Genomic DNA, 20,583 nt, shown 5'->3' with positions numbered 1-20,583 from the left:
ACTTACCGGAAGGTCTGCATGCAGTCAACCGATGTCAGTAGCGCACTTTGAGTAGAAGATAGAGGCCAAAGCTCGCAAAGAGCAGATTGGCGATCCAGCCGGCCAGCATGGGGGCCAGTAACCCGCCCCGTCCTAAGGCGATCGCGATGGAGTGCGTGGTCCAATAACAGAATCCCACCACAAAGGCCTGGCCGATCCCTACCGCCATCGTGCCGCCGCGGACGCCGCTTCGGCGGAGACTGAGGGCAATGCCGACGATCACCATGATGACCGCGACGAAGGGAAACGCGAGACGGCCGTAATAGTCGGTCAGCAGACGGGCAAACGAACTCCCTTCGTTCTTAAAGCGACTCATGTATCCACGCATATCTCTGATGGTCATCGTTTCGGAGTCTCCGGCCAGCCAGGTGGAAAAGTCGTCGGGGATCAGCGACAACTCAACCGGTTGCTGCGCGAATTGGACGAGCGCCACCGATCCGTCTGCTTGGAATCGCCGCTGGTTTCCGTTCTGGAGCATCCATCCGTCAGGGGTATAGGTTGCGGTCGCGGCTTCGGTCATACGGTCCAATCGAAACCCGTTGTGAAAGTGGTAGAGATGCACGCGATGGAGAACCGTTCCGCCGATCTCGACTTCTGCGACGTGCATGAGACTATCCGACCCCATGCGGATCCAGGGGCGAGGCGCTTTCACGGCCATGGGGGCCGGCTTCTTTTCGATGCGGATGAGTCTGATCTCTTCGGCTTTTTCCAAGGCCAGCGGAATGACCGTTGAGCTGAAGCTCAACAGGATCAAGGAAATGCCCGCAGCGAAGATGAGGAAAGGGGAGGCGATCCAGGTCAAACTGATCCCGCAGCTTCGCATGGCGGTGATTTCATTATTGCGCGCGAGGAGCCCCAGGGTCAGGAGCGTCGCCATGAGAATTGCCAGCGGGGTGATCTGAAACGAAATCGCCGGCGTCTTCAATACAAAATAGGTGAGCACGTCGAACATGTTGGCGTCGAATTTGAGAAAGCGGCGGACTTTTTCGAAAAAGTCGATCACCAGATAGATGGTCATCAGTCCTGAAAAACACATCAGGAAGATCTTGGCGTACTCGCGAAGAATGTAGCGAAAGAGGATCGTCATGGCGCTTATTCGTAACTCATCTTCCAGAACAGCCAGACGGTGAGGAGCGCGAACAATCCGTTCGGCATCCAGGCGCCGGCAAAGGGAGAAATCCAGAGTGTGGTGACGAGGAATTCGCAGGCGATATTCAAAATATAGTAGGCGACGACGATCAGCACGCCGACGGCGAAGCCGCCCATCCGCCCGGACCGCTTGGAGACAATACCGACCGGGACGCCCAGCAGGCAGAACACCAGCGAGGCGGTCGGAAAGGCCAAGTCTTTGTAGTACTCCATCAGGCGCCGCAGGGCCTGCGTGTCCTTCCATTGGCTGGCCACAAGCTGCGCGTGAATCGAGGCGTAGGTCGGGCGCTCCTCCGTCGCAGCATAGCCGCTTTGGTTGAGGCTCATCTTCAGGTCGTAACTGGTAAACGAGACCTGTTGATATTGATCGACGATATCCGGCCGGCTATGAATGACGCCGTTCACGAGCCGAAGCGCGACCTGCTCATGCTCCGGATCCATGAGGACCTGAAAGTCATCGGCCACGATAATCCGAGGTTCATCAGGGCTGCGCTCGTCCGATACGAAGATGCCGGACGCGGCCTGTCCGGAGCCGCTGTCCGGAATATAGATCACCAATTTGGGGATGGGTTCATTGAACGTGCCCCGTTCCAGGGCCAAGACCAGTTGATCGCGGAGGAGGTTCAGCGCGACTTTCTTCAGGTTGACTGAGCTCCAGGGCTGTCCCCACTGAGAGAGGACGAGGGTCAGTGTAAACACCGAGAGGGCAAACAACAGAACCGGCTGGGTTAACCGGTAAAGGCTGAGTCCCGCAGCCCGCATGGCGACGAGCTCCTTGTCATAGGAGAGACGTCCGAAGGCTGTGATCGAGGCGATGATGCCCGCGATGGGCAGTGTCAGAACCAGAAATGACGGCAGCAGCGTGGCGAAGACTTTCAACACCGACCAGAGGCCGACTCCTTTTGACACCAGCAGCTCGACAAGACGCAACAGCTCCCGCGTGAGCATCACGAAGCACAGCGCACCCAGGCTCAGCCCGAACGGGGCGAGTAGTTCTGTGAAAATATATCGGTCGAGTAGTGTTCGTAGAATCACAGGTGTAAGGGCCGTGAGCGCGTTGCGGCACTATAGGGCAGTCGTGTGACCTTGTAAACCGCGCGGGATATGGCCGGGGCCGAATGCGTCCCTTGACAAGGTGGAAGTGCTATGGTACTTCCACTTCGCTTTTTCATTTCACCGATGGGTTCTGTGCGTGAATTATTTTTTTCTGCAGACGCCCGTCAGTCGATCCCTTCACTTCTCTCTTTCTGCTCATCGCAATCATCTGTGCCTCTGTACGGCGTGTTTGACCGACTGCGTAACTACACGTAGTCATTGAGAAAAGGAGGATCTTGTGAAGACCAAAGGGACCGTGAAGTGGTTCAACGACCGGAAGGGATTCGGGTTTATTCGGTTGGATAGTGGCGACGATGTCTTTGTGCACTATTCCGCGCTTCAAGGCGATGGATTCAAGACCTTGAAAGAAGGCGAACCGGTTGAGTTTGACATCGTGCAAGGAGCGAAAGGACCGCAGGCCGCCAACGTGTTGAAGGCGGAGCTTTCAGCCTAGACATCGGTCTCAAGCGTCATCGTATGGGGGGCGTGTTTTTCTTCAGGGAAAACACGCCCCTTTTGTTTCTGCATTTTCTGGACAAAACCTAGGGACGCTGTTAGCGTTTACCTATTCTTCTTCATCGAGGTCTGTCTTGGCCGTTGATCGGACAAAAGTACTGCAGAACGCCCAGTTGTTGGCCGCCAAAGGTCAATACGATGCGGCTATTACGGAGTGGCGGAAACTGGCCGGAGACGCGCCGAACGACGGCAGCATCCACAACTCAATCGGGGATCTTCATCTCAAGCGCAACGCGGTGTCCGATGCGATCGCGGCGTTCCTGCAAGCGGCGGCCGGCTTCCGATCGGAGGGTGCGACGCTCAAGGCGATTGCGACGTATAAGAAGGTTCTGAAAGTCGACCCCACCCGGTACGAAGTCTACCGTCATCTCGGCGATCTCAACGCGGAACGTGGATTGTTGAGCAGCGCGGTTCAAGACTATCTCACGCTGGGGAAGTACTACCTCAAGGAGCGAAAAGGCAAAGAGGCGCTGGAGGTCTATAAGAAGATCGTCAGCCAGGACCCGGCGAACCTCGATGCGCAGCAGCGCGTTGCGGAGCTGTGTCTCCAAGAAAATCTTCAGGACGAAGCGACCAAGGTCTATCTGCAACTCGGGCGGGAGCGATCAGCGCAGGGCCGGTATGACGAGGCGAAGGATGCCTATCTCGCCGTATTGCGGATCGATCCGAAGAACAATGAAGCCGCCCAGTTTGTCGAGGGGGCGAAAAAGGGCGGCGCGGCTCCCGGGAAACCTGCGGCGTCCGGCGGGCCCGCCACGATGGCGAGCCGGTTGTCGGAGCCGTTGGATCTGCTCGCTGAAGCGACGCGCCGGATGGATGAAAAGCAGTATGCCGGGGCGGAGGCGATCCTCAACCAGCTGTTAACGAGAGAGCCGGGCAATCCTCAAGTGTGTCAATTACTCGCACGGCTCCATTTGCAGCGCGGCGATGTGCAGGTGGCGTTAGGAGAGTATCGTTTTCTAGCCGGAGCCGCGCTTCGCGCCCAGGATTATCCATTGGCTGAAGCGCTGGTCTCGGAGTTTCTGACTGCGGAACCGAATTCGGTTCCCCTCATCGAGTTGTCGGCCGAGCTCTTCGAAGAAAAAGGCAATCCAGCCGCGGCAGCCGAGCAGTATGCAAAGGCTGTAGAGTTGTTGTTGCTCCATCCCGAAGCGGGGATGGAAAGTTTGCACGAAGAACTCTTTGAGAAGGTGAAGATCCTGGCCCCGGACTCGGACTTGGTTGCGCGCCTGACCGTGCTTATGGGCGGTGAGATTCAGGCTGAGCCTGCGGTTTCTGCCGAATCAGTTGTAGTGCCCGTTACGGAATCGGCCGCGCCTGATCCAGAGCCGATTTCATGGCAACCGGCCGTCGAGGCATCGGATTTCAGCTTGGCCGGATCTGTCCGGGACGATTCACCGATCGTAGCGCCGCTGGTTGAGGCGACTGAGGCTTGGCAGGTTCCTGTCAACGAGCCGGTTCCGGATGCTCCTCTGCCTGTGAGTGTGAGTGAGCTGGTGGCTGATGAAGGACCACCCGCATCGATAAACTTGCCGGTGGAGAATGAGTCGTCACGCCCCGGTGCCTGGCTGACGAATGTGCCCCAGGAAATACCTCAGACCGTTGAACCCGTTTCCATTGAGCCAATGGCGATGCCGTCGAGCCTGATGGCTGAGATACCATCGGCGGTGCCTGCGGAGCTGGCCCCCGATTATGAGGCGCACTTCACGTTGGGGATCGCCTACAAGAACATGGGGCTGTACGAAGACGCGATGGATGAGTTTCACGTGTCCAAGTCAGCCGATTCGTTCTACCTGGATTCCTGTCTGATGACCGCATTGTGCCTCAAGGGCCAGCATGAATATGAACCGGCGATTCGCAGCTTAGAGACCGTCCTGCCGGATCCTCGCTGCCAAGGTGCAAAGGGACAGGCGGTCCGTTACGAGTTGGGGATGTTGTATGAAGCCGAGTCGCAATGGGACCAGGCCGTCAGCACCTACGAGATGATTCCGTCGTTTCATGATGTACCGCAACGGCTGGAAGCGCTTCGAGGAAAGGCGCACGTCGCGCACAAAGAATTTCGCCTCGCCAGCTAACCCTGCCGGTTGACCGGATTTACCGGGGGCCGGCCCGCAAGTACCGCCGCAATATTCTCCACACAGAGCATTCCCATCTTGATGCGCACCTGTTGCGTGGCTGATCCCAAATGCGGGAGCAGCACGACATTGGGTAGTGCCTCTAGCCCGTCCGTGATCAGGGGTTCTCGTTCATACACATCCAAACCGGCTCCGGCAATCGTGCCTTCTCGTAAGGCGGCGAACAGCGCGGCTTCGTCGATGACCGGGCCGCGGGATGTATTGATCAGAAAGGCGGTGGGTTTCATCATGGCCAGCTCGCGCGATCCAATGAGATGGCGCGTCGTATCCGACAGAGGCACATGCAACGAGAGAAAGTCGGCTTGTTCAAGCACGTCCTCTATTGGCCGGTGAACCCAAGTCGATACACCGGGCGGAGGGGAGCAGGGCCGACGACTGGCGTACAGCACCGGCATACGAAACCCTTGCGCGCGTAGCGCGACGGCCTGGCCGATCCGACCCATTCCGATGATGCCCAGCGTTTTCCCCGTGACATCCGTCCCCAGCATTTGAGTCGGCGCCCAACCGGGCCATTGTCCGGAGCGGGCCCACTGATCGCCTTCTACCATACGCCTAGCCACTGCCAGCAGTAATGCCCAGGTTAAATCGGCTGTGGCATCCGTCAGAACATCCGGCGTATTCGTCACGACAATTCCACGCCGCGTAGCCGCTGCCACGTCGATGTTGTTGTACCCCACGGCATAGTTGGCGACGATCTTCAGGCGCGGAGCGGCGGCGAGGAGGTCGTCGGTGATCGGATCGGCCAGCGTACAGATGACGGCCTCGGCTTGCGCGAAGCCTCGCCGCTGATCGTCGCCGGTAGGAATCTGGTTTTCCAGCGGTTCGGACACGAGTGCATAGCGCTCGCGCAGGGCTGTCATTACTGGTTCGGGGAGTAGGCGCGTGATGTAGATGGTCTTGGGTTGGGTCATCGTATGACGGTGGACCGACTATCGGCAGGGGCTGATTCGTGTATCGCGCAGCGTTCCAGATGGATCTGGCGCGTCATTTTCGCGGAGGGTAGGGCGAGAGAGGGGCAAAGTCAAGCGGCCATCCCCTGGATTGCTTGACCCCATCGAGGGCCACGCAGGTAATATGGAGTATTGGAATGGGTTATGCGATCCGGGTATCTGTTGGGCCGAACGAAGGAAGGTGAATGATGCCGACTGTCGTCAAAATGGAAGTCAGTCAGGAGACGATCATCAGAGCGGTCAAAGGTATGAGAAAGTCCGTCAGGCGAGTGTTCTTAGAAGATCTCATTGCCGCGACCTCTCCTGAGTACCTTCAGAGCATTCGGGAGGCACGGCGAGATTTCAAGTCAGGGAAAGTAAAGGCCCACCACGAGGTCTTTGGCCGGTGAAATATCGGTTAGTTTATTCACACCGGGCGATTCGGGATATCGATGCGCTTGAGTCGAAAGTAAAGCAGCGCATCGGCAAAACTCTCCTCCGTTACGAATCCGATCCTCTCAAGTACGCCGAGACCCTCAAGCAATCAGAATTGGGCTCCTACTGATTTCGCATCGGTGATTATCGTGTCGTCTTCGATCTGGAAGGAGGCCAGGTTGTGATTTTGCGCGTCGGACATCGGCGAGAGATCTATAAGCGGTAGGCATGCCATTGGTCTGATCCTTCCGGCCTGTTCTGCACGCTCGCCGAAGGGCGGCAGCTTCGAGTGCGGCACTTGGGGCCATCTCACAACGACCCCAACTCTTTCCTGGGGTTTAGTAGAAACGCCAAATGGGATCGCTGGGGTCGCGCTTGGGCAAGTCGGTATCTCGGCAACGGATTTCTCGCTCGATAAAGTATCCGGAACCTGGACCGGGGATTCGGAGAAGAACGGGAATGCACGAGGCAGTGAGGGTAGCTTCAACGATCAGCTTCTCATTACGGACTCCCCTGCCACCCTGGCCGTGGATATCGTTTTTGATCAAGAAGCAGGAAGTCCGGGAGTTGGTGTCACCACAGACCAATTTGGGTTCGATCTCGATGCGTCGCTTACCTCCCACAGCCATGCCATTGATTCCCAGCCAGATACCGGTTTGTCCAACAAGGGCTCCGGGCTCGTTGTCGGCATTGTGAATGAAAGTGCTTCCGTGGAAACCAATATAGTCGTGGATGGGACCACGATAGGCGACCGTTCCATCGGTATAATGGACTTCAATGTCAGCGCTGATCTTTCGGCCCCAGGCGGCGAGGGGACCACTCTCGACCTTGAGGTCCTCAATTTTAATAAACTCTCGCTTGTCTCGTTCATGCAATTGCCGCCCGTCCTCAGTCATGGGAATCAGCTCGTAGGCCCCTCCCCCCTCTTCAATGCTGCACCCAGCTTGGGCCAGAGTCAGAATCAAAATAACCAACGTGCGTTTCAGCATCATCTCTCCTTCGGTAGCCAAACTGTACCGACTGATCGGAACTTGGTCAATCAAGTCGATGCATTCGGTAACGGCTTCCTTGGGCTGACGTCCAATCAACTTGCCTTGCTCAGTAAGGCCACCATTACCACTGCCGATCTGGCTGATGGCTACCTGGCACTCACGTCGGGGACCACGATCACGCTCGATACCGATGCCGCCGGGTATGGGTGGTTCATCGATTCGACCCCGTTGACGAACGAAGAGTTTGCGGTCGGCGCGAATCTCTGGCAGTTCACGGCGCTGGAGGGCCGTGCCGCTGCCGGTCACATCGATCTCATGACCGTGCTCATGCACGAACTGGGGCATGTCATGGGATTGGACCACGTCAGCTCTGCCGTCGACGGCACGCGCCTCATGGCCGGTTCGATTGATCCCGGTATCCGCCGGGTGCCCTCGGCGCTGGATCTCGGAGCCGTGGCATCATCGACAGAACCGGGGACAGGCACCGACGTGGTCGGAGCCAGTCCCCTGACCAGTTTCCGGACGCCTTCGAAGTGGCGCTCCTCGAATCCGGCACGATGACGCCGCTCGCCGGTGTGACGGCGGGCTTAACGCAGACCGATTCGCTGTTCAGGAAGATGGGAACGGTGCCAGGAACTAATGTGTGCGATCGCGGTATGAGCGAAGAGGGATGCATGGGGCGACATTGCGAGAGCGAGGCCGGCTGAAGAAGGAACTCGTGCAATGGTTGCTGACAGTTTTATCTGGTCTAGGTCAGGTGGTAGAGGGCGCGGGGATATTCCAAGCGCAGTTGGCGGGCCATGTGGTGGGAGGGGAGGAGCGTGGTAGTGCAAAGTCAAGCAACGACCCCATCTCTTTCCTGGGGTTTAGTAGAAACGCCAAATGGGATCGTTGGGGTCGCGCTTCGGCAAGTCGGCATCACGGCAACGGATTTCTCGCTCGATAAAGTATCCGGAACCTGGACCGGGGATTCGGAGAAGAACGGGAATGCACGAGGCAGTGAGGGTAGCTTCAACGATCAGCTTTTCTTGACGAACACCAATACCATTCTTTCTCTGGGGTCCTTGGACCAATAATCCACCCCTGACAAGTTTAGGCTCAATAGTGATGCGTCGCTTGCCTCCGACAGCCATCCCGTTAAGACCCAGTCTAATACCTTCTTGACCGAAGGAGAGCCCTCCGGCACGAGAACTAGCATTGTGGACGAAGACATCTCCTTCCAAGCCGGTGTACATCCAGATGGGTCCATGGTAAACGACGGTACCGTCAGTGTAACGAACTTCAATATCGGCTTCGACTTTTCGACTCCAGGCAGCGACGGAGCCACTACCGACCGTGAGTTCCTCAATCGTGAGAAATTCACGTTTGAGTCCTTCCAGCTCCTTCCGAACTTCATCGGTCAGGGGAACGGGATTGTAGGCCCCGCCGCCCTCTTCAATGCTACATCCGGCTTGGCTCAGAGCGAGAATCAACAGAATCAAAGCGCGTTTCAGCATAATCTCTCCTTCGGTAGCCGAACTGTACCGCTGGATTGGAATGGGGTCAACGCAGTTGTCGGAAATTGAATTGCCTGTGAGGGCATCGGTGGTGAGTGCGCTCTTGTTCTCCTGCGGCGGGCCGTCTAGAATGCCCCACGCTTGAACTATGACTGCGCCAACCCTCATTCTTCCAGACCGCTCGCGCGCGATCGCGGCTGATCTCCGAGCCCAGCTCGGCTCCGACAAAGTCAAAGACGATTTCCCGACCAAGACGGCCTACGCGGTGGATGCCAGTATCTATCGCCTGGAGCCTCAAGCCGTCGTGCTGGTGGAATCCGAAGACGACATCGCGAAGACGATTCGCTATGCCGTGTCTCGCGGGATCGCGCTCACGCCGCGTGCCGCCGGGACCAATCTGACCGGGTCGGCCATTGGAAGCGGCATCATTCTCGATGTCTCGCGGCTGAACCGGATTCTTGAAGTCAATTGCGAAGAGCGCTGGGCGCGGGTGCAGCCGGGAATTGTCCTGGCGGAATTGAATAAACAGCTGGCCCGGCAGGGGCTCTTGTTTGGACCCGATCCGTCCAGCGGTGAGATGTGCAAGCTCGGCGGGATGCTGGCGAATAATTCCTCCGGTCCGCATACGTTGCGCTATGGGTCGGTGAAGGACAACGTGCATCGTCTCCGGCTGTGTTTGGAGTCGGGAAGCTGGTTGGAGGCGAAGGCCTATGCGTTGAACGATCCAACGCTGGAGCGGCTGCTCTCGACGATTCCGGCCTTGCGGGATGTGCTGGTTCTGGCGCAATCCCATGCTGATCTGATCAACGGCAAGCGTCCGACGGTCAGCAAGAACAGCTCCGGATACAACTTGTTTGGTTTGGTCGATGGACTGGCTCAGGGGCAGTTCGATCTGCCCAAGCTCTTTGTGGGGAGTGAAGGCACGCTGGGGGTCATGAGCGAAGCCACGCTCCGGCTGGTCGAGAAACCGAAAGCGACGCTGACGGCCTTGATTCATTTCCGGCATCTTGAGGATGTCGGCGCGGCTGTGCCGCTGCTGCTGGCCTTGCAGCCGAGTGCGCTCGAAGTCATGGACGCCAATACGCTCGACTTGATCGGTCGCGCCAAACATGGGATTCCCGCCGATGCGGCGGCCACTTTGCTGGCTGAACTTGATGCCGACTCGCTCGCAGTAGATCTGCATGAACGGGCGGAGCAGATGGCCGCTGCCTGCCGGCCGTTCCGGCTCGCGGCCGATCTCACGCTCGCCTTTGATCCTGAGCAGCGTGAGCAATTGTGGAAGGCGCGCAAAGCGCTGTATCCCACCCTCTATCGATTCGATCCGCGCAAGAAGCCGATCAATTTTGTCGATGATGTGGTGGTGAGGGCGGAGCGGATCAGCGAGCTGATTCATTATCTCGAAGAGTACTTTGCCGGACAGAAGGTGCCGGTGGCGATCTTCGGTCACATCGGGAACGGCAATGCGCATATCGTGCCGCTGCTCGATGTGAACGATCGCCAGGATTTCGACAAGATGGTGCAGGCCTATGGCGACATTCATTCGACGGTGTTGGACCGTTTCGGCGGGTCCATTTGCGGAGAACACGGCGATGGGCGCATTCGCGCCGAGTATGTCAGGAAGATGTTCGGCGAGGAACTCTACGGCCTGTTTGTGAAGGTGAAGCGGGCGTTTGATCCCGGCAATGTGCTCAATCCCGGGATCAAGGTCAGCGATGTGCCGTTCACGGAGCACATCGATTACACCAGGCTCTCGAAATCCTGTGCGACCTGTGCGAAGTGCAACGCCGTCTGTCCCGTCTACGATGTCTTTCAGTCAGAAGACATGAGCTCGCGCGGCTGGTTCGAGATCGTGACCTCAAAGGACTACAGCTATCTCAACTCCAAACGGGTGGTCGAGGCCTGCGTGAATTGTAAATCCTGCCGGACGGCGTGCCCGGCGGGCGTCGATGTATCCGATCTCATCCTGAAAAAGCGGGCGGAGCATCCCAATCGCCTCACCGGATGGATTTTTCGCTGGCAGGCACGTGGGAAGTCGTTCGAGCCGTTCCTGAAATTCCTGGGCCGCACGCAAGGCCTGTGGGATCGGCCGGCTATCCGGCGTGTCATGGAGTGGAGCGCCGCGTTGGTGCTCAAGGCCCTTGCGCCGACGGCCCGGTTGCCACAAGAGTTGCTGTTGCCACGGATTGCACCCCGGCCATTGCGGGAGCGTCACGCCTCGTTGATCCCGCAGCCGGGTGATCAGCCTGCTTCTGGTGGAGTGGCCTATTTCCATGGCTGCGCCGCGAACTATTTTGATGACGGAGTGGGAGATGCGGTCATCGGGGTGTTGCGGAAGCACGGCGTTGAGCCGGCCTTACCGCCGCAACGTTGTTCCGGCACGCCGATCCAAACCTACGGGCATCAGGATTTGGCGCGAGAGGGCGCGCAGTTCAATCTGCAATCCTTGGCGGCCTACGAGACGGTCGTGACCGGCTGCGCGTCCTGCACGCTGATGCTCAAAGACTATCCCGCGTTGTTTCCCGACGGCGACGAAAAGCGGCAGGCGGAAAACCTGGCGAAGAAGGTCGTCCATATCGCCGAGTTCGTGGCGCGATCGCCGCAGCAGCCGCCGATGGCGCAGGCCGCGCCGCGCACTAAGTGCGTCACGTACCATTCCTCTTGTCATTTGCGGGCCGCCGGAGTGACCAAAGAGCCGCGCAAGATTCTGGCGTCGTTGCCGGGCCTGAACTATGCCGAGATGCCTGATGCGGATCGCTGTGCCGGCGGAGCCGGCACGTTCATCGTGAAGGACTACGACACCTCGCAGAAAATTCTGGCGCGCAAGACGCGGGCAGTCGAACAGGCCGGGGCCGATGTCGTCGCGACCAGTTGCCCCGCCTGCATGATTCAACTCAAGAATGGCTTGCGGGAGCGGGTTGAGGTGAAACATGTGGCGCAGTTACTAAACGAAGCCTACGAGGCAGCGGAGTCGAACAAAGGAACCTCTCTTTCATGAAGTTGCGAAAAGCGGATTGGTGGTTTGTCCTCTTTGCCGTCGCGGTTGTCGTGGGGGTGTCGCTGCTGCCGGCGCCGAAAGACCGGAATCCGGTCGTTCCCAAGAATGCGGAGCATCAGGCCGTGACGGCTGAAAAGGACTGCATCGTCTGCCATCAAGCCGGCGCCGCGAAGCCGCTGCCGGATCGTCATCCCAGGCGGCAGGATTGCTTTCGCTGTCACGCCCGGTGAGTGAGCCTGTGCGGTGGGCACGGGAGTGCATTTCGAAAAGTCGCCGGCAGGTTTGTGCTATATCATAGGCGTAGCGGACGTCAGGCAAAGGACGAGGAATTATGGTCACCGTGTTGGTATTTGGCCGAGTCATTCAGGATGCTGTCGGAGAGAACGAATTCTCTATCGAGTCGGCGGAGCCGACGACGGTGAGGAAGCTGATCGAGGCGAACGTCGAGAGCCTTGGACCGCTCCTACGATTCATCGACAGCCGGGAAGCGTTGATCTCGGTGAATAAGAAGGTCGGCACTGAGGATACGGTGGTGAAGGACGGCGACACGGTAAAAGTCTCTTTTCAGTCCCGCATGTCGTACGACGGGATGAGAGACATTCCAAACTAGCGAGGGACTGTCCGCATCGTTCGCCGCGCTGTCTGATGATAGAGGTTCTGTGTCGCGTAGCTGGTCACTATTACGCCACTTGCTGAAAGGATAGGGGAATGACAAAGACATCGTGCATGCTGGGGATGGTTCTAGGCGTTGTGTTGTTTACAGGGCATAGTTTGGCGGCAGAGCCGGCCGATATCGAAAAGTTTGTGAAGGCGCGTATTGAGATCGGCGAGATGATGACGAATTATTTCAAGGGCGGGGAACAGTTCGGCCCAGGGCAGCGTCCGTCGCCTGAACAAATGAAAGAAATGGGCGCCGATATCAATACGAAACTCGGCGCGCTCTTATCGAAGCACGGGTTGACGATTGAAGACTATCGCGGGCGGAGCAAGGATGTCTTTGCCGATGAAGCCGGCGTGAAGAACTTTCTCAGCGCGCATCCCGACCTGAAGACCAGATACGAGGCGCTTCCCCTCGACCGGATGGGGCGCGGCGGCAGCACGGGGCGCGGATACTAGCCGGTTGCTGAACAGTTGGTGTATCCGAGTTTCATGCGGAGGCGATTCCATCTTTTCCCCCCCTTGCTAAGGAGGGGGTAGGGGAGGTCGAATCTTCCGGCTGCCGTGTGAGCAAGTCCATTGACACGGCGTCCCTGCTCGAGATCTTCTACCCCTCCTGGCCTCCCCTTACAAAGGGGAGGGACTGAAATTGTCGGTGCTCCTGTCTCATGAGGATGAGAGGGACAGAGCCGTTCTTGCTTCTGCGATCGGAATTTCACGCCAGGCGCCGGGCGGCAGGTCGTCGATCGTGAAGGGTCCGTATTGAATGCGCCGCAGCCGGATTACTTCATGGCCCAGCGCTTTGAAGAGCCGCCGGATCTCCCGATTCTTCCCTTCCGTCAGCGTCACGTCGAGATGGGATTCCCGCCCGGATCGTTTCTGAATCGTGACACTCTCGCAATGCAATAGATCCCCTTCATCCGTCAGACCCGCGACGCTGTCCTGGCGGGTCTCTTCCGTGACTTCGCCGCGTACGGTGACGAGGTACCGGCGGGGCACCTTGTTCGTCGGGTCGGTGAGATAGCTGGAGAGCGCTGTGTCGTTGGTGAGCAAGAGAAGCCCGCTGGTGGCTTGATCCAGCCGTCCCACTGCGTGGAGCGTCTGCAATTCCTCGGGAAGCACATCGAAGATAGTCGTTCGCCCTTTCTCATCCTGGCGCGTCGTCACCACGCTTTTAGGTTTGTGAAACAGCACGAACCGTTGCGTGCTTGGCTGAAGCGGTTGTTCGTCGAGCGAGACGCTGTCGCCCGGCCAGGCGACCCAGGCGTCCGTGGTCCGTACGACGCGATCGTTGATGCGGACCCGGCCGGCATGAATCCATTCCTGCGCGACGCTCCGGCTGGCCAACCCCAGTTTTGAGAAGAGGCGGTCGAGCGTGACTCGCTTGGGATCATCCGATAGCGCGGTTTCGAGGGGCGCCTGAGACGGCAGCGTATGCGGTGGTGTGTTTGGTTTCACGGGTTTTCGATTCATGGGTTAGGTTGTAGCGACACTGGTCTTTTCAGCAGTGTAGCTGGGTTTGGCGGCCGCCTCAAGGCATCGAGGCCTGTGGCTGGTTGAGGGAGGGCATAGCGGCGATGCGCTAGGTATTTCGAGACGGTTCGAGAACAGCGTGGCTCCGATAGTCGATGGCAAGCCGACTGTGGTGGTTGCCGGTGAGTTCGACGGTGATCATGCCGGCAGGCGTATCCCATCTGGCGGCGTAACGGAGGTGGCCCATCTGCACGGCAATTCCCCAATAGTCGGGAAGCGGCTGGTAGAGATCGTTCGTCCAGACAATTCGATCCTCTCGAGGTTGCCCATAGTGTTCGCTCAGGGATCGTTTCAGCGCTGCGTAATAGTCGATGAATTCGTTCAATCCGTTGACCGGGCGCTGGAGCACGAGATAGTGCCCGGCGACCAACGATCCTTCCTGGAACTCGTAGCCTTCCAACACGCCGTGGTCCGCGAAGTGTTTTCCTACGACGAGAGTATCCCGTTCATCCCGTTCAACGTCTCCGGTCACCTGGTCGCGAATCACCTCCGGGCTTGACCCCCGAGACGTCTGCAGCCTGTTCAGGAAGACGGTGATGTGCTGCGTGAGTTCCGCCTGTGCCACGACCGGATCAATGTCATCGAATGGGATATCGAAGGTCGGCGGCGGCAGCGGGGCACCGGACTCCGCCCTGAGCGAGGTCGAGACGAGTGGGAGGACGGCCATGAAGAGCACCATGAGCCTTCTGCGCATGACCGTCACTATACGAGGAGTCCGGCTGAAGGGTCTACCCTACCAATGATGGGATTCAGTGCGCGCGCCGCTTGGCCTTTGCCGTCGGCGGGGCGGTGAGGGGGTTGTCGGGCCAGGGATGTTTCGGATAGCGGCCGCGAAGTTCTTTGCGGACGTCTTGATAGGCGTTGGCCCAGAAACTGGCCAGATCTTTCGTGACCTGGACCGGGCGCTTCGCCGGTGAAAGGAGATGGAGCATGACGGGAATTTTCCCTCCTGCCACGCGGGGAGTGTCCTGACAGCCGAAGAGTTCTTGCAAGCGCACGGCCAGCACGGGCACCTCGGCACTCTCATAGTCCACTCGAATATTCGAGCCGCTCGGAACCGTCAGGTGCGTCGGTGCGAGGCGGTCGAGTTGCCGTTGAAGATCCCAATTTAGCAGCGCGTGGAGCGGCTGATCGAGCGGCATCCGCTTCACGCGATCCAGCGTCGTGATGCTGTGCAGATACGGGCCGAGCCATTGGTCCAGCTGCTGCAACAAGTGCTCATCGGACAGATCGGGCCATGGTGAATCGGGGCCGTCAGTCCGTCTGAGGAACTGTACGCGCGCTTGCCACTGGCGCAGTTCCGGCGTCCAGGCCAGTGCATGCAATCCAGCCTGGCGCACCCCTTGGAGCAAGGCGGTTGCGATCAGCGCGGGATCCGGTTTGGACAGGTTCTGCTGCGAGAGAATCAGGCCGCCTAAGCGTCGCTGGCGCAGCGCCTGGACGGCTTGCGTCTTCTCATCCCAGCTGACCGCTTCGGTTTCGACAATCTGGTCTGCGTAGAGGCTCTCGATTTCCGCCTGCGAAATAGGCGCGGCCAGCTCGATCTTGGCCCATTGCGCGCCACCATCCAGTTCCGCAATGGCGAGATAGGGTTCCGATCCGAGATGATCGGGGGCAGCGAAGAGGGCTCCGCGCCCGTTGGCCAGCACATAGCGCGCGTCGGTGCCGGCTTGCCGTTGCGCGATCCGATCAGGATAGGCGAGGGCGAGCAGGGTTCCGACGCCCTGTTGATTCCGGCCGGTCCGTGGGGAGGCTGTGGTTGAGCGGCGAGAAAGCTGTTGCCGCCACATCTCTGCCGTGCCGGTGATGCGACGATGAACCCCGCGATCGACGGTCGCGCCTGCGGCATGGTTGTGTTGTCCGTGCACAATATCGAGTCTGGTGCGTATGTCGGCCTGCTGCCGACCTGCCGGTCCTCGGAGCAGATCGCGCTCGCCTAGCAGGGCGGCAAGATCGCAAGCCAGGTCGGTGAGGTTCAGCGGCCCGGCTTGCAGCAACATGTGGGAGAGGCGGGGATGCAGCGCCAGCTCGGCCATCCGGGTGCCATGAGCCGTGATATGTCCCGTTGGATCCAACGCGCCCAGCCGGATCAGCAGATCCGCTGCCTGTGTGACCGATCCTGAAGGCGGCGTGGTGAGCCATGAGAGTTCAGCCGGGTCGGTGGTTCCCCAAAGAGCCAGCTCTAGGACGAGCGAGGTCAGATCGGCATCCAGGATTTCCGGAGGTCGCCGGGCCGCCAGCGAGGCCTGTTCTCGCTCTGTCCAGAGCCGGTAGCAAACGCCCGGTTCCACTCGTCCGGCCCGCCCGCGCCGTTGGTCGGCGGAGTCCTGGGTGACGCGAATCGTGTCCAATCGCGTGAGCCCGGATCGTGGGTCGAAGCGCGGTACGCGCAACAGGCCTGCATCAATGACGATCCGCACCCCGTCGATCGTCAAGCTGGTTTCGGCGATCGAGGTGGCCAGCACGATTTTCCTCGTGCCTGGAAGCGCCGGGGCGATGGCGGCATCTTGCGCATCCTGAGGAAGATCGCCATGAAGCGGCGCGATATGCACGGTCGATTCCAGATTCGCATCGAGCAGCTGACGTTCGACGCGCCGGATTTCGGCCATGCCCGGCAGGAAGACCAGCAAACTCCCCTGATCCCGCGCCAGCGCGCGGCGGATCACCTTCGTGACCGCGCTATCGAGATGACCGGTGAGGGGATCGTCGAGATATCTGGTCTCGACTGGAAACATCCGGCCTTCGCAGGTGATGACCGGTGCACCGCCCAGGAGTTGGCTGACTGGTCCGCAATCCAATGTGGCCGACATAATGAGCAGGCGCAGATCGGGACGGAAGAGCCGCTGTGATTCGAGGCAGAGCGCCAGGCCGGTGTCAGCCTGAAGGCTGCGCTCATGAAACTCGTCGAAGAGGACGGCGCCATAACTGTTGAGCGAGGGATCCTGTTGGAGCAAGCGGGTCAGAATGCCTTCGGTCACCACCTCGATGCGGGTTGTGGGCCCGATCTTCGTATCGAGGCGCATGCGATAGCCGACCCTGTCGCCGACACCCTCGTTGAGCGTGGCCGCCATACGATGAGCGGCGGCCCGAGCGGCCAGGCGTCTCGGCTCCAGCATGAGGAGCTTCTTGCCCTGGAGCCAGGGGGCGTCCAGCAGGGCCAGCGGCACGCGAGTGGTCTTTCCGGCCCCAGGTGGGGCGGTCAGCAGCCCGTTGGGGGACCGAATGAGCGCGTGGCGGAGGTCCGAAAGGACATCTTCTATTGGGAGCCGAGACATGATAGGGTGCAACCTCACGTGGAGCAGACTGTAGCAGACCGCGTGGGGAAGCACGAGAGGATCGAGGAGATGGCGGGCTATCAGTGGACTCTCGACAAGCCGAGAGTGGCTGGATGGTATTGGTTTCGGGGAGCGGCGCATGAGGCCGACCCGTTTATCGTGGAAGTGGACCAGGTCGGACAGTTTCAGTGGCCTGATGGCGGGTATCAGGAAGTGGCGCTGGCCAAAGGGGAATGGGCCGGACCGATTCAACTGCCTGAAGACGACTAGCCGTTTATCCTCCTGTCCGTTGTTCGTTGTCCTCTGCGAAAGAGACCGTTCCGCATCTTGTTGCTGGTAGGCGGCCTACGTATGCTGCCGCTCGGGCGCGCAGGCTTCGGTCTGCGGCGTGGAGCGAGTCAGCTGCCGGGCCGGTTCGTGCCTGCGGCTGTCGATGAGTGCGGAACCGGCCGGCCGCGCGATCCGTTTCACGGTCTCTCATTCAGCATCGTGTACTCAGTTGAGGCAACTGCGTTCGGCCTATGCCGGCGCGTGGGTATTAGCATTCAGCTCAGGAGGAGTCGATGGGGCGTTCGGGGATGGATCCAATTCAGCGATTGATGGGTTTGATGTTCAAGGCGCATCCGTGGCACGGCGTGTCGATCGGGGAGCAGGCGCCGGACGTGGTGACGACCTATATCGAGATTGTGCCGACCGACACCGTGAAATACGAAGTCGATAAGGACAGCGGATTTTTGAAGGTAGATCGTCCGCAGCGGTTTTCTAACTTCTGTCCGGTGTATTACGGACTTATTCCGCAAACCTATTGCGGCGAAAAAGTGGCCGGGCTGTTCGGCAAGCGGGCAAAGCGGAAGAATATGGTCGGCGACGGCGATCCGTTGGACATTTGCGTCCTGACGGAGAAGACGATCGCCCATAGCGATATCTTACTCACGGCGATTCCCATCGGGGGATTCAGCATGGCCGACGGCGGCGAAGCCGACGACAAGATTATCGCGGTGATGAAGGATGATGCGGCCTACGGCGATTTCAAAGATATCGGCGATTGTCCGATCGCCTTGATCGACCGGTTGCAACATTACTTCTTGACCTACAAGATGGCGCCGGGTTCGGTGCAACACAAAGTCGAGATTACCAGCGTGTATGGGCGCGAAGAAGCGATGAAAGTCATTCACGCCAGTCACGCCGATTATCGTAAAAAGTTTCCTGAGCTTGAGTCGTTGTGGCCCAAGCACATGTCGGTCTAACAGGCAGCGGACAACTCGGCCGCTGCCAGACATAGAGCGACGAGCTTCAGCATGGAGCTGAGTTCAGCGCAATTTCAGGATGCTCAACAAGGCTGTCCAGCCAGGCCGCAGCCAACGAAGTGGCGAGGCGTACCGGTCGGTACGTCGAGCCTCTGAGTGAAGCGAGAACGCCGCTGGCGGACTTGTTCAGCATCCTGCTCACACCAGAAAGGTGCCGCCTAGGCTATATGAAATCCGATCACACTGAGCCGTCCACTGCCCCCTCCGTTCATGGGTTTTCTCCCGGCTTCGCCGCGCTCGGCCTTGAAGGCTCGTTGCTGGCGACACTGGATACGCTGGGGTATGAAGAGCCCACGCCGATTCAACGGGAGTCCATTCCTCCGTTATTGGCCGGCCGCGATCTGTTGGGGCAGGCGGCCACCGGAACCGGGAAGACCGCCTCGTTTGCCTTGCCGATGTTGCAGCGGCTGGCGCATGGCGCGAAGCAGCGCCCGGCGGCCCTGATTCTGGTGCCGACGCGCGAGCTGGCGATTCAGGTCGGCGAAGCGATGCAGCGGTACGGCAAGGAGCTGCGGATTTCGGTGTTGGCGGTGTACGGCGGCCAGGCGATCGGGCCGCAACTCTATGCGCTGAAGCGCGGAGTGGATGTCGTGGTGGCCACGCCTGGGCGGGCGCTCGACCATATTCGACGGAACACGCTGCAGCTGAAGCATGTGCAGATGGTGGTGCTGGACGAAGCGGATGAAATGTTGGATATGGGTTTTGCCGACGATCTGGAGGCAATTCTGACCCAGACGCCCCCGGAGCGGCAGACGGCGCTGTTTTCCGCCACGATGCCGCCGCGCATTGCGTCGATCGCCCATCGTCATCTGAAAAATCCGGTCGAGATCAAGATTGCCAAAGAATTGGTTAAGGCCGGAGCGGCGCCGCGTGTGCTGCAAACAGCGTATGTGGTGAATCGTCCCTACAAAGTGGCGGCCTTGATACGGGTGCTGGATCTGGCGGCTCCGAAATCGGCGCTGGTCTTCTGCCGGACCCGGTTGGAGGTCGATGAACTGACGGCCGGTTTGGCGGGACGGGATTATCGCGCGGAAGCGATTCATGGCGGCATGAGCCAGCCGCAGCGGGACCGCGTCATGACCGCGTTTAAGTCCGGGCAAACGCAAATTCTGGTGGCCACGGACGTCGCGGCGCGCGGCTTGGATATTCCGAGCGTCTCGCATGTGGTGAATTACGACTTGCCGTCTTCCCCCGAAGTGTACGTGCATCGGATCGGCCGCACCGGCCGGGCCGGCCGCGAAGGGGAGGCGATTACCATCGTCGAACCGCGCGAGCACCGGTTGCTGCGGAATATCGAACAGTTGACCAAGGCGAAAATTGTTGTCGCCCAAGTGCCGAGCGTGGCCGATCTGCGGACCAAGCGGATCGAACGGACGCTGACGTCGATTCGAGAGCTGCTGGCCGCTGGTGATGTGGAACATTTCCGTTCGGTCGTCACGGTGCTGGCCAAAGATTTTGAATTGGTCGATGTCGCGGCGGCAGCGGTGAAGCTGGCGCATCAGGCGCAAGGCGGCGATGCGGAAGAGCAGGAGATTCCTTCCGTGCAAGCCCGAGTGCCGGACTATTCCCGTCCGGACTATGCTCGTCCGGGGATGCGGCGTCCGTCGCCGATGTCCGGAGGAGAGATGTCGCGCGGGGTTCGCCCCAGGGAGGGACAGGGTCGTCCAAGTGCGCGCCCGACCGGCGGTCGCACGCCGAACTCCGCACGGATCTACATCGGCGCTGGCCGTGCCGCAGGTATCAGGCCGGGGGATTTGGTGGGTGCGATTGCGAATGAAGCCAAGCTGGGATCCGCTCAGATCGGCGGCGTCGAAATCGAAGAACGCTTTTCGCTCGTGGAAGTTCCTGAATCCATGGCGCGCGACGTGATCGAAGCATTGGGCCGCACGAGGATCAAGGGTCAGAAGGTGGCCGTGAGACTCTTCCGCGATTAAATACGAGACGACCGCTCACCCCTCGAAAGGAGGGGGAGTGGATTGTCGTTGGGTTTAACTGGTCCCCTCTTTCGGGGACTACCGTGTTGCCGACAA

At 59.4% G+C, this 20,583-nt stretch carries 20 protein-coding genes; 12 read left to right on the top strand and 8 right to left on the bottom strand.

Features of this window, described 5'->3' with window-relative positions:
- Positions 1-34: 34 nt before the first annotated feature.
- Positions 35-1,126, bottom strand: coding sequence for an LPS export ABC transporter permease LptG (gene lptG / locus NITLEN_RS15800; protein ID WP_121990611.1), 1,092 nt, complete (start codon positions 1,124-1,126; stop codon positions 35-37).
- A gap of 5 nt (positions 1,127-1,131) precedes the next feature.
- Positions 1,132-2,223, bottom strand: a complete 1,092-nt coding sequence (gene lptF / locus NITLEN_RS15795; protein WP_121990610.1) for an LPS export ABC transporter permease LptF — start codon at positions 2,221-2,223, stop codon at positions 1,132-1,134.
- 298 nt (positions 2,224-2,521) lie between these two features.
- Here lptF and NITLEN_RS15790 point away from each other — a divergent pair, with 298 nt between their 5' ends.
- Together NITLEN_RS15790 and NITLEN_RS15785 are read left to right on the top strand one after the other, a co-directional pair.
- Positions 2,522-2,737, top strand: a complete 216-nt coding sequence (locus NITLEN_RS15790; protein WP_121990609.1) for a cold-shock protein — start codon at positions 2,522-2,524, stop codon at positions 2,735-2,737.
- 136 nt (positions 2,738-2,873) lie between these two features.
- A complete protein-coding gene (locus NITLEN_RS15785; RefSeq protein WP_121990608.1) occupies positions 2,874-4,874 on the top strand; it encodes a tetratricopeptide repeat protein in 2,001 nt (666 codons plus the stop codon).
- On the opposite strand, the gene NITLEN_RS15780 is transcribed toward NITLEN_RS15785, so the two are convergent.
- Positions 4,871-5,845, bottom strand: coding sequence for a 2-hydroxyacid dehydrogenase (locus NITLEN_RS15780; protein WP_121990607.1), 975 nt, complete (start codon positions 5,843-5,845; stop codon positions 4,871-4,873). The two genes, NITLEN_RS15785 and NITLEN_RS15780, sit on opposite strands and share 4 nt — an antisense overlap.
- A gap of 224 nt (positions 5,846-6,069) precedes the next feature.
- On the opposite strand from NITLEN_RS15780, the gene NITLEN_RS15775 reads away from it, so the two are divergent.
- Together NITLEN_RS15775 and NITLEN_RS18950 are read left to right on the top strand one after the other, a co-directional pair.
- On the top strand, positions 6,070-6,273 hold the full coding sequence (locus NITLEN_RS15775) for a hypothetical protein (RefSeq protein ID WP_121990606.1): 204 nt from the start codon (positions 6,070-6,072) through the stop codon (positions 6,271-6,273).
- Positions 6,274-6,434: 161 nt separating this feature from the next.
- Positions 6,435-6,524: a type II toxin-antitoxin system RelE family toxin gene (locus tag NITLEN_RS18950; protein WP_121990726.1), complete on the top strand. Its 90-nt coding sequence runs from the start codon at positions 6,435-6,437 to the stop codon at positions 6,522-6,524.
- 112 nt (positions 6,525-6,636) lie between these two features.
- On the opposite strand, the gene NITLEN_RS15765 is transcribed toward NITLEN_RS18950, so the two are convergent.
- Positions 6,637-7,290 (bottom strand): hypothetical protein, encoded by a 654-nt coding sequence (locus NITLEN_RS15765; RefSeq protein WP_146216229.1) that lies wholly within the window; start codon positions 7,288-7,290, stop codon positions 6,637-6,639.
- Positions 7,291-7,329: 39 nt separating this feature from the next.
- Here NITLEN_RS15765 and NITLEN_RS15760 point away from each other — a divergent pair, with 39 nt between their 5' ends.
- Positions 7,330-7,851: a matrixin family metalloprotease gene (locus NITLEN_RS15760; protein WP_121990604.1), complete on the top strand. Its 522-nt coding sequence runs from the start codon at positions 7,330-7,332 to the stop codon at positions 7,849-7,851.
- Between the two features lie 305 nt (positions 7,852-8,156).
- On the opposite strand, the gene NITLEN_RS15755 is transcribed toward NITLEN_RS15760, so the two are convergent.
- Positions 8,157-8,786, bottom strand: a complete 630-nt coding sequence (locus NITLEN_RS15755; RefSeq protein ID WP_121990603.1) for an FKBP-type peptidyl-prolyl cis-trans isomerase — start codon at positions 8,784-8,786, stop codon at positions 8,157-8,159.
- A 148-nt stretch (positions 8,787-8,934) separates the two neighbouring features.
- On the opposite strand from NITLEN_RS15755, the gene NITLEN_RS15750 reads away from it, so the two are divergent.
- From NITLEN_RS15750 to NITLEN_RS15735, 4 genes are all read left to right on the top strand, one after another.
- Positions 8,935-11,781, top strand: a complete 2,847-nt coding sequence (locus NITLEN_RS15750) for an FAD-binding and (Fe-S)-binding domain-containing protein (RefSeq protein ID WP_121990602.1) — start codon at positions 8,935-8,937, stop codon at positions 11,779-11,781.
- Positions 11,778-12,011 carry a hypothetical protein gene (locus tag NITLEN_RS15745; protein ID WP_121990601.1) on the top strand — a complete coding sequence of 78 codons (234 nt, stop codon included), beginning with the start codon at positions 11,778-11,780 and terminating at the stop codon, positions 12,009-12,011. The genes NITLEN_RS15750 and NITLEN_RS15745 overlap by 4 nt, the downstream gene beginning before the upstream one ends.
- Before the next feature lie 101 nt (positions 12,012-12,112).
- Positions 12,113-12,391: a MoaD/ThiS family protein gene (locus NITLEN_RS15740; RefSeq protein WP_121990600.1), complete on the top strand. Its 279-nt coding sequence runs from the start codon at positions 12,113-12,115 to the stop codon at positions 12,389-12,391.
- A 98-nt stretch (positions 12,392-12,489) separates the two neighbouring features.
- Positions 12,490-12,897 (top strand): hypothetical protein, encoded by a 408-nt coding sequence (locus NITLEN_RS15735; RefSeq protein WP_121990599.1) that lies wholly within the window; start codon positions 12,490-12,492, stop codon positions 12,895-12,897.
- Positions 12,898-13,104: 207 nt separating this feature from the next.
- On the opposite strand, the gene NITLEN_RS15730 is transcribed toward NITLEN_RS15735, so the two are convergent.
- The 3 genes from NITLEN_RS15730 to hrpB all read right to left on the bottom strand — a co-directional run bounded on the left by NITLEN_RS15730 (position 13,105) and on the right by hrpB (position 17,246).
- Positions 13,105-13,896, bottom strand: a complete 792-nt coding sequence (locus tag NITLEN_RS15730) for a pseudouridine synthase (protein WP_181416921.1) — start codon at positions 13,894-13,896, stop codon at positions 13,105-13,107.
- A 124-nt stretch (positions 13,897-14,020) separates the two neighbouring features.
- Entirely contained in the window at positions 14,021-14,638 is a 618-nt protein-coding gene (locus NITLEN_RS15725; RefSeq protein ID WP_146216228.1) for a hypothetical protein, read from the bottom strand.
- Between the two features lie 82 nt (positions 14,639-14,720).
- Positions 14,721-17,246 carry an ATP-dependent helicase HrpB gene (hrpB, locus tag NITLEN_RS15720; RefSeq protein WP_121990596.1) on the bottom strand — a complete coding sequence of 842 codons (2,526 nt, stop codon included), beginning with the start codon at positions 17,244-17,246 and terminating at the stop codon, positions 14,721-14,723.
- Between the two features lie 18 nt (positions 17,247-17,264).
- Here hrpB and NITLEN_RS15715 point away from each other — a divergent pair, with 18 nt between their 5' ends.
- From NITLEN_RS15715 to NITLEN_RS15705, 3 genes are all read left to right on the top strand, one after another.
- Entirely contained in the window at positions 17,265-17,516 is a 252-nt protein-coding gene (locus NITLEN_RS15715) for a hypothetical protein (RefSeq protein WP_146216227.1), read from the top strand.
- Positions 17,517-17,809: 293 nt separating this feature from the next.
- Positions 17,810-18,493 carry an inorganic pyrophosphatase gene (locus NITLEN_RS15710; RefSeq protein ID WP_121990594.1) on the top strand — a complete coding sequence of 228 codons (684 nt, stop codon included), beginning with the start codon at positions 17,810-17,812 and terminating at the stop codon, positions 18,491-18,493.
- A 227-nt stretch (positions 18,494-18,720) separates the two neighbouring features.
- Complete coding sequence (locus NITLEN_RS15705) at positions 18,721-20,487, top strand: DEAD/DEAH box helicase (RefSeq protein ID WP_121990593.1); 1,767 nt, start codon at positions 18,721-18,723, stop codon at positions 20,485-20,487.
- The last annotated feature ends 96 nt before the right edge of the window (positions 20,488-20,583 follow it).

Source organism: Nitrospira lenta, assembly GCF_900403705.1.
Taxonomy (GTDB): domain Bacteria; phylum Nitrospirota; class Nitrospiria; order Nitrospirales; family Nitrospiraceae; genus Nitrospira_D; species Nitrospira_D lenta.
The sequence above is the reverse complement of the archived record's forward strand: the minus strand, read 5'-3'. Positions and strand labels throughout refer to the sequence as shown.

Excerpts from the sequence above, each read along its gene's own strand:
- lptG (WP_121990611.1), bottom strand. The coding sequence starts at position 1,126 with ATGACGATCCTCTTTCGCTACATTCTTCGCGAGTACGCCAAGATCTTC.
- NITLEN_RS15780 (WP_121990607.1), bottom strand. The coding sequence starts at position 5,845 with ATGACCCAACCCAAGACCATCTACATCACGCGCCTACTCCCCGAACCA.
- NITLEN_RS15775 (WP_121990606.1), top strand. The coding sequence starts at position 6,070 with ATGATGCCGACTGTCGTCAAAATGGAAGTCAGTCAGGAGACGATCATC.
- NITLEN_RS15765 (WP_146216229.1), bottom strand. The coding sequence starts at position 7,290 with ATGATGCTGAAACGCACGTTGGTTATTTTGATTCTGACTCTGGCCCAA.
- NITLEN_RS15755 (WP_121990603.1), bottom strand. The coding sequence starts at position 8,786 with ATGCTGAAACGCGCTTTGATTCTGTTGATTCTCGCTCTGAGCCAAGCC.
- NITLEN_RS15750 (WP_121990602.1), top strand. The coding sequence starts at position 8,935 with ATGACTGCGCCAACCCTCATTCTTCCAGACCGCTCGCGCGCGATCGCG.
- NITLEN_RS15745 (WP_121990601.1), top strand. The coding sequence starts at position 11,778 with ATGAAGTTGCGAAAAGCGGATTGGTGGTTTGTCCTCTTTGCCGTCGCG.
- NITLEN_RS15740 (WP_121990600.1), top strand. The coding sequence starts at position 12,113 with ATGGTCACCGTGTTGGTATTTGGCCGAGTCATTCAGGATGCTGTCGGA.
- NITLEN_RS15735 (WP_121990599.1), top strand. The coding sequence starts at position 12,490 with ATGACAAAGACATCGTGCATGCTGGGGATGGTTCTAGGCGTTGTGTTG.
- NITLEN_RS15725 (WP_146216228.1), bottom strand. The coding sequence starts at position 14,638 with ATGGCCGTCCTCCCACTCGTCTCGACCTCGCTCAGGGCGGAGTCCGGT.
- hrpB (WP_121990596.1), bottom strand. The coding sequence starts at position 17,246 with ATGTCTCGGCTCCCAATAGAAGATGTCCTTTCGGACCTCCGCCACGCG.
- NITLEN_RS15710 (WP_121990594.1), top strand. The coding sequence starts at position 17,810 with ATGGGGCGTTCGGGGATGGATCCAATTCAGCGATTGATGGGTTTGATG.
- NITLEN_RS15705 (WP_121990593.1), top strand. The coding sequence starts at position 18,721 with ATGAAATCCGATCACACTGAGCCGTCCACTGCCCCCTCCGTTCATGGG.